This window comes from Tsukamurella sp. NPDC003166, assembly GCF_040611135.1.
Taxonomy (GTDB): domain Bacteria; phylum Actinomycetota; class Actinomycetes; order Mycobacteriales; family Mycobacteriaceae; genus Tsukamurella.
Genome location: NZ_JBEXNL010000026.1, coordinates 38,524 through 54,869, shown reverse-complemented (window position 1 = coordinate 54,869; position 16,346 = coordinate 38,524). Strand labels below are relative to the sequence as shown.

The window sequence follows — 16,346 nt, the reverse complement described above, 5'->3', positions numbered from 1 at the left end:
GAACCCACGCTCACATCCGTTCGTGTGGGTCAAAACCGCGGAGGACATCCTCGCCAAGATCGACCGGAAGAAGACTTCAGCCACGCGCCACTAGCACGATCAGCCCGGCGGTGCGAGAGTCGAGGACGTGACCAACGGATCAGCCCTCCTCGACTTCGACCGCTGCTACCGGGCGATCGCCGGCCGGGACGCACGGTTCGACGGGCAGTTCTACACCGCCGTCGCTACTACCGGCATCTACTGCCGGCCGTCCTGCCCCGCCACGACCCCGAAGCCCCAGAACGTGAGCTTCCACCTCACGGCCGCCGCCGCCCAGGCCGCCGGGTACCGGGCGTGCCGACGGTGCCTCCCCGACGCCGTGCCCGGCTCGCCCCGGTGGAACCTCGAATCCGACCTCGCGGCGCGGGCCATGCGCCTCATCGCCGACGGCGTCGTCGACCGCGACGGGGTCCCCGGCCTCGCGGAACGGCTCGGGTACAGCGCGCGGCAGCTCACCCGCGTGCTCACCGCGGAGCTCGGCGCCGGTCCCCTCGCCCTGGCCCGCGCCCACCGCGCCACCACGGCCCGGATCCTCATCACGAGCACCTCGATGCCCTTCTCGGACATCGCCTACGCCGCGGGCTTCACCTCCATCCGGCAGTTCAACGACACCGTGCGCGAGGTCTTCGCCCGCACACCTTCTGAACTGCGCGCCCGGCGGAGCCCCGACCGCGCCGGCGCCACCGGCGAACTGACCCTCCGTCTCGCGCTGCGCGGACCCTACGCCACCGGGTGGGTGCGGTGGTTCCTCACCGCGCACGCCGTCGCGGGCCTCGAGCACGCCGACGGTGACCGCTACACCCGCGTCCTGAACCTGCCGGGCGGCAACGGGATCGCCACCGTCGACCTGAGTACCGCGGCAGACGGGTACGTCCGTGCCACCCTGTCGCTCGCCACGATGAGCGACCTCGGCGCGGCGGTCGCCCGGCTGCGCCACCTGCTCGACCTGGACGCGGATCCGCTGGCCGTGGACGAGGCGCTGGGCGCCGATCCACGACTCGCGCCCCTTGTCGCAGCGACGCCGGGCATCCGGTTGTTCGGCTGCGTGGACCCGGCGGAACTGCTGCTGCGCACCATGATCGGGCAGCAGATCTCCATCGCCGCGGCGGCCACCCATCAGGCGCGGCTGGTCGACGCGCTGGGCGCGGAGGTGGACGACCCCGCGGGCCGGGTCACGCGGGCCTTCCCCACCCCGGCGGTCGTCGCCGAACGCGGGGGCGAGGTGCTCACCGGACCGAGAGCGCGGATCGCCGCAGTCCTCGGCGTCGCCGCGCAACTCGCCGACGGACGACTCCGACTGCACCCCGGTATGACCCGCGCCGAGGCCCGCACGGAACTGCTCCGGCTCACGGGGGTCGGCCCGTGGACCGCCGACTACGTCGCGATGCGCCTGCTCGCCGACCCCGACACGCTGCTCGCGTCCGATCTCGTCGTCGCCAAGGGCGCGAAGTACCTCGAGCTCGACATCACCACGAATCGCTGGAGCCCCTGGGGCAGCTACGTCTCGCTGCACCTGTGGAACCACGCCCTCACCACCGACCGGAGGATCACCCCGTGACCGCATACAGCACGACCGCCGCGACCCCCATCGGGCCGTTCACCGCCGTCGTCGACGCCGACGGTGCCGTGCTCGCCTCCGGCTGGACCGCCGACCTGTCCGCCCTCCTGCCGGTGATCCACTCCGCGCTGCGGCCCACCGCCGTCGACGAGCGCGCCGACCTCGGCGCGGTCACGCGCGCCGTCGCGGCCTTCCACGCCGGCGAGGTGACCGCGATCGATGACATCGTCGTCCGCCAGCGCTCCGGCGCGTTCGTCGAGCACGCCTGGGACGTACTGCGCACCGTCGAACCCGGAAGGCCCGTGACCTACACGGAGTACGCCGATCTGTCCGGGCGGCCCGCGGCTGTGCGGGCCGCGGCGATGGCCTGCGCCCGCAACGCCGCCGCGCTGTTCGTGCCCTGCCATCGGGTCCTGCGCCTGGACGGCTCCCTCGGCGGCTTCCGGTGGGGACTCGCCGTCAAGGAGTGGCTGTTGTCGCACGAGGCACATACGATCTCGTCGTGAGCGAAGAGACGACGAATCCGCCGACCACGCGGACACGCGGTGAGGTGTACGGGGCCGCGGGCACCTGGCTGGCGCTGTGGAGCCTGCGGCTCATCGCGATCGCGGCGATGTTGTACGTGCTGACCTGGATCATCGCCGAGTTCTGGACGATCCTGCTGCCCGTGCTGCTGGCGATCCTGCTGTGCACCGTGCTGTGGCCGCCCGTGCGCTGGCTGCGCGGCAAGGGCCTGCCGCCCGCGCTCGCCACCGCGCTCGTCCTGCTGCTCTCCCTGGGGCTCCTCGGCGGCGTCATCGGAGCCATCGCGCCGTCCATCGGCGGCCAGTCCAAGGAGATCGCCGACCGCGCCGTCGAGGGCGTCGGCAAGGTGCAGAAGTGGGCGCAGGGCCCGCCGCTGAACCTGCAGGACGAGCAGATCAGCAAGTTCGTCACGTCGATCACCAAGAAGCTGCAGGAGAGCGCCGAGACCATCGCGTCGGGCGTCTTCACGGGCGTCAGCGCCGCCGGCTCCTTCGTGGTGGCGATCGTCATGGTCGCGATGCTGACCTTCTTCTTCCTCAAGGACGGCGACAAGTTCATGCCGTGGCTGCGGCGCCACTCCGGCACGCCCGTCTCGGAGCACTTCGCCGAACTGCTCAGCCGCATCTGGACCACCCTGGGCGGCTTCATCCGCACGCAGGCGCTGGTGAGCTTCATCGACGCCCTGTTCATCGGCCTCGGCCTGGTGATCCTGCAGGTGCCGCTCGCCGGCGCGCTCGCGGTGATCACCTTCCTCGGCGGCTTCGTTCCGATCGTCGGTGCGTTCGTCGCGGGCGCGCTCGCCGTCATCGTCGCGCTCGTCACCAACGGCTTCGGCACCGCGCTGGCCGTGTTGGCCGTGGTCATCGCGGTCCAGCAGCTCGAGGGCAACGTGCTCTCGCCGATCCTGCAGTCCCGCTCGATGCAGTTGCACCCCGCGATCGTGCTGCTCGCGATCGCCTTCGGCAGCACGCAGTTCGGCATCATCGGCGCGTTCCTGGCGGTCCCGGTCGCGGCCGCCATCGCGGTGCTGTTCCGCTACCTCGGCGAACTGGTCGACGAGAAGACCGGTGAGACGCCTCCCCCCGACGATGAGCCGGCCAAGCCGAGTCTCTGGGACCGGCTCCGGCGCAAACCCGCACCCGAGCCCGCCGACGGGGCGCCCGCCGACGCCGCCTGACGAAACCTGTCAGGGGGTTCGTCCATGCTGTCGGCATGGACCTCTCGCACCTGATCGTCGCGCTGCTGGCGCTGGTGGTCGGCGTCGCCGCCGGGGTGATCCTCGCCAGGGTCGTGCCCGTCCGGCCCACGTCGCCCGACGGTGCCGCCCCCGGCCCGGACGCCGTCGCCGGGCCGGTCAACGCGCTGTTGGCGCCGCTGCGGCAGACCCTCGACGCGCTGGGGCACGAGTTCGCCGTCGCCGAGCGCAGCCGGGTCGCCGCGTTCGCCGGGCTGCGCGAGCAGATCGGCACCGTCGCCCGCACGAGCGAGGCGCTGCGCGCCGAGACCGCGACCCTGCGCTCGGCGATGAAGTCGTCCACCGTGCGCGGCCGGTGGGGTGAGCTCCAGCTCGAGCGGGTCGTCGAGCTGGCGGGGCTCAGCAGGCACTGCGACTTCTCCACGCAGTACGGGGCCGCCGTGGGCGAGTCCCGCGTCCGGCCGGATCTCGTGGTGCACCTGGCCGGCGGCCGGAATCTGGCGGTGGACGCGAAGGTGCCGCTCGACGCGTACCTCCAGCTGCTCGAGGCGCCGCCGTCGGAGCACGCGGCCCTCCTGTCCGACCACGCTCGCCGGTTCCGCTCCCATGTGGTGCAGCTGGCGGGCAAGCGGTACTGGGAAGCGGTCGGCTCCCCGGAGCTCGTGGTGATGTTCGTGCCGGCGGAGGCCTTCCTCGACGCGGCACTGCAGGCCGACCCCGACCTCTTGGAGTTCGCCCTCGATCGGAATGTGGTGCTCGCCACACCCACCACGCTGGTCGCGATGCTCCGGGCGGTCGCGCTCGCCTGGCGCCAGCACGCGCTCGGCGAGGACGCCGGACGGATCCAAGCACTCGGTCGGGAGCTGAACGAGCGATTCGACGTGTTGAACAGTCACTTCTCCACGCTCGGGTCCGCCCTGGGCAGAACGGTCGAGGCGTTCAACGCCACCGTCGGGTCGTACAACGCTCGCGTCGGCGTCACGGCGCGGCGGCTGTCCGATCTGGCGTCCATGCCGGACGGTGCGCGCGAGGAGCCACTGGAGCTCACGCTCACGCCGCGAGCCGTCCCCACCGGGTCGGATTCTCGGTTCTCACAGCCTTAACCGGTACGGTTCACCTGTGTCGAAGTTCCAACCGTCCCGCTCGCAGGTGCCGGTCGACGAGCGGTCCGTGCTCGCGACCGTCCCCGGCCTGCCCTGGTGGGGTGCTGTCCTGACCCTGCTGGTGTTCACCGGAGTCGGTGCCGTCGCGGCGGGCGAGTACACGGGGAGCAACGCCGGTGTCCTCGCGATGGCGGTCGGTGCGATCGTCGCCGTGCTCGCCGTGCGTCATCGCGCGCTGTTCACCGCGATCGTGCAACCACCGCTGGTGATCGCCGCCGCGATCCCGGTGTACAAGTGGTTCTCCCTCCCCAGCCCCCGCAGCACCAGCAAGATCCTCACGGATGTGCTCTTCCCACTCATCTCACTCTTCCCGTGGATGTTCTGGATCTCGGTGGTCGTGATCGCGATCGGCGGCGCCCGGTTCATGCTGTACCGGCGGCTCACCGCTACCGCACGCAGCGTGCAGCGGGCCGGTTCGACGAGCGGTGCGAAGTCCGGCGCGAAGCAGACGTCGTCGACCGCCAAGACCGGCGGCGCCGCGGCGAAGTCCGGCACCACCTCGAAGTCCGGTGCCGCGAAGAAGCGGGCCGAATCCTCCGGCCCTGCCCTCGGCGAACGACTCCGTGCCGCGTTCACCCGCATGCGTCCCGGCCCGGCCGCCGCCCCCGCAGTGGCGGGCTCGGTGGCAGCGGCGGGCGGTGCGGCACTCGTCGCCGAGGGCGCGGCGCGGTCCGAGCGCCATCAGAGCGGCTCGTCGCACCGGTCCAGTCGTGCCGTCCGGGACCGGGCGGAGCGCCGTGAGCGCCCGGGGACCGCGGCCACTGAGTCGGCGGCGGCACGTGGCCGCAGTTCCGCCGCCCGGCGCGACGACCTGCGGCGCGACGATCCCCGCCGCGAGAACACCCGCCGCGAGGATCCGCGCCGCGAGCGCACCCGGCGCGAGGAGATCGCCGCCCGCGACGCGGGCGCACCGGCCACCCAGATCAACCGCGTCGTACGTCCCGACTCCGCGCCGACCCGGCGGCCCGCGCCGATCCGACGCCCCATCGACGACATCCGTCCGGACATGCCGCGCGGTGCTCGGCCCCGGCCGGCGGTCGCCCAGGGCGACCGCCCGCGGCCCGGCGCTCACGACTCGCGGGAGCTGCGCCGCGACGGCGAGCGGCGGCCGCTCGACCCGCAACCCCGGTGGCGCGGTGCGCCCGAGGTGGCTCCGCCGGACGCACCGTCGGGCCCGCACCGCACCGCCGCCCGTGCCGATTCCCGCGACTACCGACGCGAGGCACGCGACATCGACCGGGCCCGCGGCGTCGCGGAGCCCGTCGCCCCGCGGGCCGAGCGCGAGCGGCCCCGGATCCCCCGCGACGATTTCGCCTCGCTCCCCCGCCTCTCCGGTGATCGCTCCGCCCAGCCCGACCTGCCGAGCCTCTCCCGCGACGCCGAGCGTCCCTCCCGGCGGGCCGAGACACCGTCGAGCCCGGGGCGCTACGAGCACTACCGGGCGCCTCGCTACCGGCCCCAGAGCGAGGACACGGCCGTGGAGACGAACTTCCGTGACGACTTCGCCGAGCCCGCCGAGCAGCCGCGCCAGATCCGGAGGCACCGCTACAAGGACTGACGCCACGACCGCGCAACGACGATGCCCCCGCACTGGCGGGGGCATCGTCGTTCGTCGTGGTGGGCGGTCAGGCCTTCGCGCGGGGGCGCAGCTCACGCGGCAGCGCGAAGACCAGCGTCTCGTTCGCAGTGGTGACGGACTGCACGTCCTCGAAACCCTCCCCGTCGAGGTACTCGACCACGCCCTTGACCAGGATCTCCGGCACCGACGCGCCGGACGTGATGCCGACGGTGTTCACGCCCTCGAGCCACGCCGGGTCGATCTCGCGGGCGAAGTCGATGAGGTGCGCGGCGCGAGCGCCGGCCTGCAGCGCGACCTCCACCAGACGCACCGAGTTCGACGAGTTCCGCGAGCCCACGACGATCACCAGATCGCACTCGGGTGCCATCGCCTTCACCGCGACCTGACGGTTCTGCGTGGCGTAGCAGATGTCGTCGCTCGGCGGATCCTGCAGCTTGGGGAACTTCTCCCGCAGGCGACGCACCGTCTCCATCGTCTCGTCGACCGAGAGCGTGGTCTGCGAGAGCCAGACGAGCTTCTCCTCATCCCGGACGACGACCTTCTCGACCGCATCGGGACCGTCGACCAGTTGCACGTGCTGCGGCGCCTCACCGGCCGTTCCCTCGACCTCCTCGTGCCCCTCGTGGCCGATCAGCAGGATGTCGTAATCGTCGCGCGCGAAGCGCTTGGCCTCCTGGTGCACCTTCGTGACCAGCGGGCACGTCGCGTCTATGGTGCGCAGACTGCGCTGCGCCGCGCCCTCGTGCACCGCGGGCGAGACGCCGTGCGCGGAGAACACCAGCAGGGAGCCCTCCGGCACCTCGTCGGTCTCGTCCACGAAGATCACGCCCTTGTCCTGCAGCGTCTCGACGACGTGCCGGTTGTGCACGATCTCCTTGCGCACGTACACGGGCGCGCCGTGCTTCTCCAGTGCCTTCTCGACCGTCTCCACCGCACGGTCGACGCCCGCGCAGTAGCCGCGCGGCTCGGCCAGCAGGACTCGCTTGCCAGAACTCATGCCCCCAGGCTACGGCACCTGACGGAGACTCCGCGGCCGCGATGAGGCACCCTGGACACATGAGCCGTTTACCGTTCGTGGTCCGCGTCGCCGTCGGGGCCGTGTCGCTGGCCGCCGAGAAGGGCCAGGAGATCGTGACGGGCGCCGTCAGCGCGCCGCTCACGCTGGGAAGCAAGTCCGCGCAGGCCTTCATCGCCGTCCAGCAGGACCTCGCCGACCTGGCCGTCCGCGGCGACCGCGCGATCGAGACCGTCTTCCCCGCCAAGGAGGAGGAGCAGGCCGCCTGGGCGACCTTCGACGACGACGAGGACGTCGACGTGGACCTGCCCACCCCGCCCCGGGCCGCGTACGGCGAGGTCCGCCCCGCCGCCGAGCCCGCGGCCCCCGCCGCGGAGCCCGACGGTGCGCCCGTCGCAGCTCCGGCACGCGCCGCCGATCAGCACGGCACGGAGCCCGCCGGGGCGGAGCAGGCACCGTCGGGCGCCGGACGGTACGCCCTGTACAGCTCGCCCGCCCCGGCACCATCGAGCACCCCGACCGTCGCCCAGGTGCCGGACGACCTGCCTGCCGCGGCCCAGCGCATCGACTACCCCGACCTGACGCTCGCGCAGCTGCGCGGCCGACTGCCCGGCCTCACCACGGCCGAGGTCGAGTCGCTCGTCGCGTACGAGCGCGACCACAAGGGCCGGGCGCCCTTCCTGACGATGCTCGAGAACCGCATCACGCGGTGACCGCACCCGGAACCGGCGCGGCGGCCGGTCCCTCCGCCGGCGGACCGTCGACCGCCGAACACCCGTGGCCCGTCCGTGTGGTCTCGATGAAGATCGGGCAGTGGATCGACCGGCTCGGCGAGGTCTGGGTGGAGGGCCAGATCACGCAGCTCAACCGCCGCGGCGGCGGCACCGCGTTCCTCACTCTGCGCGATCCGTCCGCGAACGTCTCGCTCCAGGTCACCTGCCTCCCGGCCGTACTGGACCGGTCCGAGGTGCCCCTGAACGAGGGCACGCAGGTGATCGTGCGCGGCAAGTTCACCTACTGGGCCGGCCGCGGCAGCCTCTCGCTGCGGATCACGGAGATCCGTGCGGTCGGCGTGGGCGAACTCCTGGCCCGCATCGAGCGGTTGCGGCAGCTGCTGCACGCCGAGGGCCTCTTCGACCCGCGCCTCAAGCGGCCGTTGCCCTTCCTGCCGCGCACCGTCGGCCTGGTGACCGCGCGGGCCAGCGCGGCCGAGCGCGATGTGCGGTCGATCGCCGAGGGCCGCTGGCCCGACGTGCGGATCCGCGCCGAGTACGCCACGGTCCAGGGCCCGACCGCGGTCCCGCAGCTGGTCACGGCTCTGCGCGCGCTGGACGCCGACCCCGAGGTCGATGTGATCATCATGGCGCGGGGCGGCGGCAGCGTGGAGGACCTGCTGCCCTTCTCCGACGAGGCCCTCTGCCGGGCCGTGCACGCGGCCCGGACCCCGATCGTCTCCGCGATCGGCCACGAGCCCGACAACCCGCTCTGCGATTTCGCCGCCGACGTCCGCGCCGCGACCCCCACCGACGCCGCGAAGCGCGTCGTACCCGACGTGGTCTCCGAACTCGCGCGGATCGCCGAGCTGCGTTCCCGCGCGGCCGCGGCCCTGCGGGGCTGGGTATCGCGCGAGGCGCACACCCTCGAGGCGCTGCGCTCGCGGCCGGTGTTCGCGCACCCGATGCGGCTCGTCGACGACCGGGCCACCGAGATCGAGCGCCTGCTGCGCAATGCCCGGCGGGACGTGCGGCGCACCGTCGACCGGGAATCCGACGGGGTGCGGCACCTGGCCGCGCGCCTGACGACGCTCGGCCCCGCAGCGACCATGGCCCGCGGCTACGCCGTGGTCCAGAAGATCACGCCCGACGGCGAGAATCCCGTCGTGCGCAGCATCGACGACCTCGCGCCCGGCTCGCAGCTGCGGGTCCGGGTGCCCGACGGTGCGGCCAAGGCGGCGGTGATGGGTGTGGAACGACTGGGAGGAAAGACCGATGAGTGACGAGACACCGGTGGCCGAGCTCGGCTACGAGCAGGCCCGCGACGAGCTGACCGTCGTGGTGAAGCTGCTCGAACAGGGCGGGATCGACCTCGACGAGTCGTTGCAACTGTGGGAGCGCGGAGAGGCGTTGGCCAAGCGCTGCGAGGAGCACCTCGCGGGCGCGCGGGCCCGGATCGAGAGGGCCATCGCGGACGGCGCGCAGTGACCTACTTCGGCCCGGCAGACGGTGCCGCGGGGGCCTGCCCCGCGGTGCGCGGCAGCGGCGCCTGCGACTGGACGGCGGACGCCAGCTCGGTGAATCGCGGCACCGTGCCGCTGCCGAAGACGACGATCACGGCACCGTCGAGCTGGAGCACCCAGGCGCTGCGCTTCTTGTCGTTCGGGCCGTAGACGTCCCAGGTCCGATCCCCGACGGGGATGGTGCCCGAGGGCTTCGCCTTCGAGCCGTAGACGGACGCGACGACCGCTTCGACCGGCGATCCGGACTGCGAGAGCTGCAGCGAGTTCTTCTCGGGCGTCAGGTAGTTGACCGAGAAGACCGTGCCGCCGGTCACGTCGTCATCGCGGGTGGCGGTCGCCTTCCAGCCATCGGGCACGCCGCACGCGACGCCCGTCCCTCCCGGCATCCGGACCGGGAAGCCCAGCGTCTGCGCCGAGACCTCGTACACGCCCTGCGGATTGATGGCCGGGACGGACTCGTCCTTCGGGTCGGCGCCGAAACCGAGCTTGAAGTTGCCGGACGCGAACAACACGATCAGGCACAGCACCAGCAACGGGACCATCGTGAACACGAGGTCGCGACGGCTCTGCAGGATGCGGGGTTTCTCAGCCACGCCGTCCAGTATCCCGAAACCCTCGCGCACCGTCGGAGGCGGCATAGCCGAACCCGGACCGGGCCCGGCATGGAAGAATCTGCGTCGAGGCCCCGCCGCGCCCGCCGCGCGCACCGAGATCAATGGAGGATCACCCATGTCCGACAGCAACACCGACGTGAATCCCATCGCCCCGGACCGGAACCTCGCCATGGAGCTGGTGCGCGTCACCGAGGCCGGCGCACTCGCCGCGGGCCGCTGGGTGGGCCGTGGCCAGAAGGAGTCCGGCGACGGTGCTGCGGTGGACGCGATGCGTCAGCTCGTCTCCACCGTCTCGATGAGCGGCGTGGTCGTGATCGGCGAGGGCGAGAAGGACGAAGCCCCCATGCTCTACAACGGTGAGGAGGTCGGCAACGGCTTCGGCCCGTCCACCGATGTCGCCGTCGACCCCGTCGACGGCACCACCCTCATGGCCAAGGGCATGCCCGGCTCTATCGCCGTGCTCGCCGTCTCCGAACGCGGCGCGATGTACGACCCGTCCGCCGTGTTCTACATGAACAAGATCGCCGTCGGTCCCGAGGCGGCCGGCGTCATCGACATCAACGCTCCCATCGCCGACAACATCGCCAAGGTGGCCAAGGCCAAGGGCATCAAGGTCACCGATGTCACGCTGACGGTGCTCGACCGCCCCCGCCACGACCAGCTGATCGCCGACATCCGCGCGACCGGAGCGATCGTGCGCCTCATCTCCGACGGTGACGTGGCCGGCGCCATCGCCGCCGCCCGCCCCGAGGCCAAGACCGACATCCTGGTCGGTATCGGCGGCACCCCGGAGGGCATCATCGCCGCCGCGGCGCTGCGGTGCATGGGCGGCGAGATCCAAGCGACCCTGGCACCGTCGAACGACGCGGAGCACCAGCGGCTCGCGGATCTGGGCATCGACCCGAGCCAGGTCCTCACCACCACCGACCTGGTCCGGGGCGAGCACGTCTACTTCGCCGCCACCGGCGTCACCGACGGCGACCTGCTGCGGGGCGTGCGGTACCGGGCCGACGGTGCCACGACGCAGTCGATCGTCATGCGCAGCCGCTCCGGCACGGTCCGGATCGTGGACGCGACGCACCGCCTGACCAAGCTCAAGACCTACGCGCAGATCTTCGACTGAGTGATCTCCCCCTCGGGCCCTGGGAATGATTCCGGGGCCCGAGTACTTTTGTGAGGTATGGCTAATACCGCTGAAACCCCGGAGACCGAGTACCGCATCGAGCACGACACCATGGGCGAGGTCCGGGTGCCGGTGGACGCACTCTGGCGCGCGCAGACGCAGCGCGCCGTCGAGAACTTCCCGATCAGCTTCCGCCCGCTCGAGCGGGCACAGATCCGGGCGATGGGCCTACTCAAAGCTGCTGCGGCCCAGGTGAATCAGGACCTCGGGCTGCTCTCCACGGAGAAGGCGGCCGCGATCATCGCCGCGGCGCGCGAGGTCGCCGACGGCCTGCACGACGACCAGTTCCCCATCGACGTGTTCCAGACCGGCTCGGGCACCAGCTCCAATATGAACGCCAACGAGGTCATCGCGTCGCTCGCGGCCCGCGCCGGCGTACAGGTGCACCCGAACGACGACGTGAACATGTCGCAGTCCTCCAACGACACCTTCCCGACGGCCACGCACGTGGCCGCGACCGAGGCGGCGGTGACCTCCCTGATCCCCGCGCTCGAGCACCTGCAGGAGTCGCTGGCGGCGAAGTCCGCGGCATGGCGATCCGTGGTGAAGTCCGGCCGCACGCACCTGATGGACGCGGTCCCCGTGACGCTGGGCCAGGAGTTCGGCGGCTACGCCCGGCAGGTCGAGGCGGGCGTCGAACGCGTGCGCGCCACACTCCCCCGCGTCGGCGAGGTCCCGATCGGCGGCACCGCCGTCGGCACCGGGCTCAACGCGCCGGAACGATTCGGCTCGCTGGTGGTGGCAGAGCTGGTCACGCTGACGGGCGTCGACGATATCCGGCTGGCCAAGGACAACTTCGAGGCGCAGGCCGCGCGCGACGGGCTCGTCGAGCTGTCGGGGGCGCTGCGCACCGTCGCGATTTCGCTGACCAAGATCGCCAACGACGTGCGCTGGATGGGATCGGGGCCGCTGACGGGGCTCGGCGAGATCGCCCTGCCCGACCTGCAGCCCGGCAGCTCGATCATGCCCGGCAAGGTGAACCCGGTGCTCCCGGAGGCGGTCACGCAGGTGGCCGCGCAGGTGATCGGCAACGACGCCGCGGTGGCGTGGGGCGGCGGCAACGGCGCCTTCGAGCTCAACGTCTACATCCCGATGATGGCCCGCAACGTGCTGGAGTCGATCGCGCTGCTGGCGAACGTGTCCCGGCTGTTCGCGGACCGCTGCATCGACGGGCTCGTCGCCCACGAGGACCGGCTCCGGACGCTCGCCGAGTCGTCGCCGTCGATCGTGACGCCGCTGAACTCGCTCATCGGCTACGAGGAGGCGGCCGCGGTCGCGAAGCAGGCGCTGCGCGAGGGGAAGACGATCCGCCAGACGGTGATCGACCGGGGCCTGATCGGGGACGAGCTGTCACTCGAGGAGCTGGACCGGCGGCTGGATGTGCTGGCCATGGCGAACGTCGACCGCGAGCGGTGACCGCGCTCAGGTGAGTGACGCGGCACCGATCGCGCCGTAGGGCGCCGCGGCGGGCGCGCACTGCCCCACGGTGGCGAGCGCCGACACGGTGAGGATCCGGGCGTCCGCGACCGGTATCGAGATGCTCTGCGGCTGGCCGTTGCGCGTGAGCACGACGGACAGCCGCGTGCCGCCGTCCACGACGATCGACACGCGGACCTGCAGGTCCGCCGGGGTGTGCGGCTGTAGTCCCAGGAGGCCGGTGAGCTTCGCGAAGTCGCCGGACAGCCGGTACACCGCGGTCGCGGCGGTACCCTCGCAGCCGACCCAGACGCCGGTGGCGCTCCGGTAGGTCGCGCCGGCGAGCATGGCGGTCAGCGCCTGCCCCGTCCCGCCGACCGCGCTGGACGTGATCAACCGGGTGTAGAGCGGCGTGCCCGTCGGCGTCGTGCTGCCGTGCCCCGCGGAGACCGCAGCTGCGCCGCCGGCCGGGCCGTTGTTCGCAACCCGGTCCGCCTCGCCCGACGACGACGCGGCCTGCCCACCGCACCCCGTCACGAACAGTGCGGATGCACAAGCAACAGCAGTGAAACTTGTTCTCAATCTCACTGTCCGAGCGTAGCCCGTCGGTGCGCTCCCGGGTCCCGGTCAGAGACGATCGACGAGAGCGTACGACGCACCGCCGGCCACCGCCGCCACACTCAGGACCGACGGCCAGGCGCCGATCTTCTTCGCCAACGGATGCGAAGCACCGAATCCGCCCAGGTAGATCGCCCCCAGCGCGGCGGCAGTGGCCGCACCGCCCTTCGCGTACCAACCCTGGGCGGCCGCGGCGCCGGCGGCCGCGAGCACGACGCCGCCCAGCGGACGGATCCCCGTCTCCCGCGCCACGTAGTATCCGCCCACGAGCCCCGCCGCAGCGATCGGCGCCGTTCCGATCCGGTCGATGATGTTCGTCATGGCTTCGACAGTACCCACTACTGCGCGTAGTAGTTGTGCAGTTGCGGTCGATGTGCGCGCGATGCCGGCACGAACGTCGCCCCAGGCGGCCAACGATCAGCGTTTCCACAGGTCACCGGTCCCTCCGCGCCGCTGAGCCCGACGCTGGTGCGCTCAGTTCGGGTAGTAGATTCCTCCTGGGAGGTGCGAGATGTCCTTTTCGCCGGGTGAGGTCTTCGCGGGGTACACGATCGTTCGTCGTCTCGGCGCGGGAGGCATGGGCGAGGTGTACCTCGCGCAGCATCCTCGCCTGCCTCGCCACGACGCGATCAAAGTCCTCCCACCGCATCTCGCGACCGATGAGGCCTTCCGGCTACGCTTCCTCCGCGAGGCCGATCTCGCCGCCACCCTCAATCACCCCAACATCGTCGGAGTTCTCGACAGGGGCGAGGAGGGCGGTCGACTGTGGTTGTCGATGCCGTACATCGACGGGATCGACGCTGCGGCGCGCATCGCGCAGTCTCCGGGCGGCCTGCCGTTCGACGCGGTCGTCGCGATCGTCCGCGACACCGCTGCAGCACTCGACTTCGCTCACCAACGGGGCATCCTCCATCGGGATGTCAAGCCCGCGAACATCATGCTCGACGGCTCGCGTGCGTTACTGTCCGACTTCGGGATCGCTCGGGCGGCGGGCGACACGTCCGATCTGACCGCCACCGGGACGACCATCGGTTCCGTCGCCTACGCCGCGCCGGAGCAGCTCCGGGGCGACGAGATCGATTCGCGTGCAGATATCTACTCACTCGCTACGACCGCCTACGCCCTCCTCACGGGCTCCCGACCGTTCGACAGGAGTAGTCCCGCCGCCGTGATCGCGGCAGCACTCGACGGCGCCGTCGTTCCGGTGACCGCCAGGCGCCCCGATGTCCCTTCGTCCGTCGACAGAGCGATCGCCCGTGGCATGGCCGGCTCCCCCGCCGATCGTCCTCGGAGCGCCGGGCAATTCGCGGCCGAACTCGCTGTGGCACCGTCGGAGCCGACGGTCATCCGAGCCGCACCGCCCACGGCGGGGACGCACGACGGTCCGACGATGATCGCGCCGACTCCGACGGCGTCACGGCCTCTCGAGCGGAAGTCCCTGCGCACGTGGCTCCTTCCCACCGCGGTCGCAGCTGCCCTCGTGGTCGGTGCCCTGGTCGCGGGCACAGGCGTCATGCTCGGCCGCTCCGACTCCTCCGACGCCTCTCCTGCCATCGAATCGAGCACCATTCTGTCGACTGTCATCGTCGCCCCGTCGACCGTGACCGTGCCCGCTACTACCCCGGCGCCCGCGCCGATGTCGACCACGCCACCTCGCGAAGCCGGCGATCTCGGACTCACCCGCGCCGTGAGCCGACCGCCGTGTGACGGACGTGCGGTCCTCGTCCTGGTGTCGATCGAGCAGTCGAATCCGTCGGTCGCGACACTGGTGAGCAACCAGCTGGCGGCGCACCCCGGCGCCGAGTACTTCTACAGCAAAACTCTGAACTGCGGCTCGATCCGCGCCGTCGACGACAACGGCGAGGCGTTCTACACGCCCTACGTCGATTACGGAACATCGAGCCGGGCCGCGTGCAGCGCGCGCACGGGCGACACCTATGTGCGCGTCCTGAGCAACAACACCGGCACCGGCAAGGCCGCGGATCCCTGCAAGTAGGTTCGAGGATATGAGTACACCCCGCTGGTTCACCGACACCAACGACGGCCACAGCGAGTGGTACGTCGAGCGCTTCCGGACGATGGCACGCGAGGGCGCGGACCTGGCCGGTGAAGGGCGCCTGGTGGACGCGATGGTGGGTCGCGGGTCGCGGATCCTGGACGCCGGATGCGGGCCCGGGCGGATCGGCGGCTACCTGCACTCGGTGGGCCACGACGTGACCGGGGTCGACGTGGATCCGGTCCTCATCGCCGCGGCGGAGCAGGATCACCCTGGCCCGCGCTGGCTGGTCCAGGATCTCGCAGAGCTGGACCTCGACGGCGTCTTCGACGCCATCGTCTGCGCGGGGAACGTCATGGTGTTCGTCGCTGAGGGCACGGAGACGACGGTGCTCACCAACTTCCGGAAGCACCTCGCGCCGGACGGATTCGCGATCGTCGGCTTCCACACCGACCGCGGCCTCACCCCGGAGCAGCTGGACGCCCAGGCCGCCGAGGCCGGGCTACGGACCGATCTGCGCCTCGCGACGTGGGACGTCAAGCCCTGGCACGACGGCGCCGATTTCGCCGTCACGATTCTCCGCCCGGCCTGACGTCTACCTCGCGCCGAGGACGCTCAGCCGAGGTCGTCCAGGTCGATCGTCACGTCGAAGGGAACCGACGTGGTGAAGACTCCCTCAACCCTACGACCGACGTACGCACCGTCGATCAGAGTCAGGACCTCCATGTACCGCTCGTCGGGATCGACGATCCAGTAGTGCTCGATCCCCGCGTCCGCGTACTCGCTGCGCTTCATGACGAGATCGACCCGGCGAGTGCCGGGCGACAGGACCTCGATGGCGATGAGGACGTCGGCCGCGGTGAGCGTCGCATCTTCGTCGCCCCGACAGATGACCAGGTCGGGGATGCGCACGGTGGCCGGAGTGCGTGGATCGATGATCACGTCGGGCTCCGGCGTGACGCGCACACCGGCCGGCCGCTGCTGGAGAAGGCGACTGCCGAGTGCGAGCATCACGTTCTGATGCCGCTGCCGCGGCCTCGGTGACACGATCAGGACCCCCTCCTGAACCTCGTACCGCTGCGACGGGTCCTCCCCCAAGGCACGCCAGTCGTCGAGCGACATGAGATCGCGACGATGAGCTGCAGCAGTCATGTCGCGAGTGTAAGCCCCGCGGGTCACGCACCCAAGCGCGTCATCCACAGGCGGCAG

The 16,346-nt window shown here is 71.5% G+C and carries 17 protein-coding genes; 12 read left to right on the top strand and 5 right to left on the bottom strand.

Annotated elements, in window-relative coordinates; translation table 11 throughout:
* The first annotated feature begins 127 nt into the window (after positions 1 to 127).
* Genes ABZX10_RS21500 through ABZX10_RS21480 form a run of 5 tightly spaced genes read left to right on the top strand, consistent with a single transcriptional unit; the run spans position 128 to position 6,038 of the window.
* On the top strand, positions 128 to 1,597 hold the full coding sequence (locus tag ABZX10_RS21500) for an AlkA N-terminal domain-containing protein (RefSeq protein WP_355544887.1): 1,470 nt from the start codon (positions 128 to 130) through the stop codon (positions 1,595 to 1,597).
* Positions 1,594 to 2,103 carry a methylated-DNA--[protein]-cysteine S-methyltransferase gene (locus ABZX10_RS21495; RefSeq protein WP_355544884.1) on the top strand — a complete coding sequence of 170 codons (510 nt, stop codon included), beginning with the start codon at positions 1,594 to 1,596 and terminating at the stop codon, positions 2,101 to 2,103. Before ABZX10_RS21500 ends, ABZX10_RS21495 begins: the two co-directional genes overlap by 4 nt.
* Entirely contained in the window at positions 2,100 to 3,299 is a 1,200-nt protein-coding gene (locus ABZX10_RS21490; RefSeq protein WP_355544881.1) for an AI-2E family transporter, read from the top strand. The genes ABZX10_RS21495 and ABZX10_RS21490 overlap by 4 nt, the downstream gene beginning before the upstream one ends.
* A 35-nt stretch (positions 3,300 to 3,334) precedes the next feature.
* Positions 3,335 to 4,420, top strand: a complete 1,086-nt coding sequence (locus tag ABZX10_RS21485) for a DNA recombination protein RmuC (RefSeq protein WP_355544878.1) — start codon at positions 3,335 to 3,337, stop codon at positions 4,418 to 4,420.
* A 16-nt stretch (positions 4,421 to 4,436) separates the two neighbouring features.
* Positions 4,437 to 6,038 (top strand): DUF6542 domain-containing protein, encoded by a 1,602-nt coding sequence (locus tag ABZX10_RS21480; RefSeq protein WP_355544875.1) that lies wholly within the window; start codon positions 4,437 to 4,439, stop codon positions 6,036 to 6,038.
* Positions 6,039 to 6,105: 67 nt separating this feature from the next.
* Here the strand turns inward: ABZX10_RS21480 and ABZX10_RS21475 are convergent, their stop codons facing one another.
* Positions 6,106 to 7,056, bottom strand: coding sequence for a 4-hydroxy-3-methylbut-2-enyl diphosphate reductase (locus ABZX10_RS21475; RefSeq protein WP_168547021.1), 951 nt, complete (start codon positions 7,054 to 7,056; stop codon positions 6,106 to 6,108).
* A 59-nt stretch (positions 7,057 to 7,115) separates the two neighbouring features.
* Between ABZX10_RS21475 and ABZX10_RS21470 the strand changes: the two genes are divergently transcribed.
* From ABZX10_RS21470 to ABZX10_RS21460, 3 genes are read left to right on the top strand one after another with little or no spacing between them, the layout of a single operon-like run.
* Complete coding sequence (locus tag ABZX10_RS21470) at positions 7,116 to 7,787, top strand: lipid droplet-associated protein (protein ID WP_355544870.1); 672 nt, start codon at positions 7,116 to 7,118, stop codon at positions 7,785 to 7,787.
* Positions 7,784 to 9,070 carry an exodeoxyribonuclease VII large subunit gene (xseA, locus tag ABZX10_RS21465; RefSeq protein ID WP_355544867.1) on the top strand — a complete coding sequence of 429 codons (1,287 nt, stop codon included), beginning with the start codon at positions 7,784 to 7,786 and terminating at the stop codon, positions 9,068 to 9,070. Before ABZX10_RS21470 ends, xseA begins: the two co-directional genes overlap by 4 nt.
* Positions 9,063 to 9,275, top strand: coding sequence for an exodeoxyribonuclease VII small subunit (locus ABZX10_RS21460; RefSeq protein ID WP_355544864.1), 213 nt, complete (start codon positions 9,063 to 9,065; stop codon positions 9,273 to 9,275). Before xseA ends, ABZX10_RS21460 begins: the two co-directional genes overlap by 8 nt.
* A 1-nt stretch (position 9,276) precedes the next feature.
* Here the strand turns inward: ABZX10_RS21460 and ABZX10_RS21455 are convergent, their stop codons facing one another.
* On the bottom strand, positions 9,277 to 9,903 hold the full coding sequence (locus ABZX10_RS21455) for a DUF4245 domain-containing protein (protein WP_355544861.1): 627 nt from the start codon (positions 9,901 to 9,903) through the stop codon (positions 9,277 to 9,279).
* A gap of 136 nt (positions 9,904 to 10,039) precedes the next feature.
* On the opposite strand from ABZX10_RS21455, the gene glpX reads away from it, so the two are divergent.
* Both glpX and ABZX10_RS21445 read left to right on the top strand, forming a co-directional pair.
* A complete protein-coding gene (gene glpX / locus ABZX10_RS21450; protein WP_355544858.1) occupies positions 10,040 to 11,047 on the top strand; it encodes a class II fructose-bisphosphatase in 1,008 nt (335 codons plus the stop codon).
* Between the two features lie 57 nt (positions 11,048 to 11,104).
* Entirely contained in the window at positions 11,105 to 12,523 is a 1,419-nt protein-coding gene (locus tag ABZX10_RS21445) for a class II fumarate hydratase (RefSeq protein ID WP_355544855.1), read from the top strand.
* Positions 12,524 to 12,529: 6 nt separating this feature from the next.
* Here ABZX10_RS21445 and ABZX10_RS21440 read toward each other — a convergent pair whose 3' ends face one another.
* Both ABZX10_RS21440 and ABZX10_RS21435 read right to left on the bottom strand, forming a co-directional pair.
* Positions 12,530 to 13,060 (bottom strand): NPCBM/NEW2 domain-containing protein, encoded by a 531-nt coding sequence (locus tag ABZX10_RS21440; RefSeq protein ID WP_355544852.1) that lies wholly within the window; start codon positions 13,058 to 13,060, stop codon positions 12,530 to 12,532.
* 90 nt (positions 13,061 to 13,150) lie between these two features.
* Entirely contained in the window at positions 13,151 to 13,462 is a 312-nt protein-coding gene (locus ABZX10_RS21435; RefSeq protein ID WP_355544849.1) for a hypothetical protein, read from the bottom strand.
* A 190-nt stretch (positions 13,463 to 13,652) separates the two neighbouring features.
* Here ABZX10_RS21435 and ABZX10_RS21430 point away from each other — a divergent pair, with 190 nt between their 5' ends.
* Together ABZX10_RS21430 and ABZX10_RS21425 are read left to right on the top strand one after the other, a co-directional pair.
* Positions 13,653 to 15,137 (top strand): protein kinase, encoded by a 1,485-nt coding sequence (locus tag ABZX10_RS21430; RefSeq protein WP_355544846.1) that lies wholly within the window; start codon positions 13,653 to 13,655, stop codon positions 15,135 to 15,137.
* Positions 15,138 to 15,147: 10 nt separating this feature from the next.
* Entirely contained in the window at positions 15,148 to 15,729 is a 582-nt protein-coding gene (locus tag ABZX10_RS21425) for a class I SAM-dependent methyltransferase (RefSeq protein WP_355544843.1), read from the top strand.
* A gap of 23 nt (positions 15,730 to 15,752) precedes the next feature.
* Here ABZX10_RS21425 and ABZX10_RS21420 read toward each other — a convergent pair whose 3' ends face one another.
* On the bottom strand, positions 15,753 to 16,289 hold the full coding sequence (locus ABZX10_RS21420; RefSeq protein WP_355544840.1) for a Uma2 family endonuclease: 537 nt from the start codon (positions 16,287 to 16,289) through the stop codon (positions 15,753 to 15,755).
* Between the last annotated feature and the right edge of the window lie 57 nt (positions 16,290 to 16,346).

Bases quoted from the DNA above. Each gene is read 5' to 3' on its own strand.
- ABZX10_RS21485 (WP_355544878.1), top strand. From the start codon at position 3,335: ATGGACCTCTCGCACCTGATCGTCGCGCTGCTGGCGCTGGTGGTCGGC.
- ABZX10_RS21475 (WP_168547021.1), bottom strand. From the start codon at position 7,056: ATGAGTTCTGGCAAGCGAGTCCTGCTGGCCGAGCCGCGCGGCTACTGC.
- ABZX10_RS21470 (WP_355544870.1), top strand. From the start codon at position 7,116: ATGAGCCGTTTACCGTTCGTGGTCCGCGTCGCCGTCGGGGCCGTGTCG.
- ABZX10_RS21460 (WP_355544864.1), top strand. From the start codon at position 9,063: ATGAGTGACGAGACACCGGTGGCCGAGCTCGGCTACGAGCAGGCCCGC.
- glpX (WP_355544858.1), top strand. From the start codon at position 10,040: ATGTCCGACAGCAACACCGACGTGAATCCCATCGCCCCGGACCGGAAC.
- ABZX10_RS21445 (WP_355544855.1), top strand. From the start codon at position 11,105: ATGGCTAATACCGCTGAAACCCCGGAGACCGAGTACCGCATCGAGCAC.
- ABZX10_RS21435 (WP_355544849.1), bottom strand. From the start codon at position 13,462: ATGACGAACATCATCGACCGGATCGGAACGGCGCCGATCGCTGCGGCG.
- ABZX10_RS21430 (WP_355544846.1), top strand. From the start codon at position 13,653: ATGTCCTTTTCGCCGGGTGAGGTCTTCGCGGGGTACACGATCGTTCGT.
- ABZX10_RS21425 (WP_355544843.1), top strand. From the start codon at position 15,148: ATGAGTACACCCCGCTGGTTCACCGACACCAACGACGGCCACAGCGAG.
- ABZX10_RS21420 (WP_355544840.1), bottom strand. From the start codon at position 16,289: ATGACTGCTGCAGCTCATCGTCGCGATCTCATGTCGCTCGACGACTGG.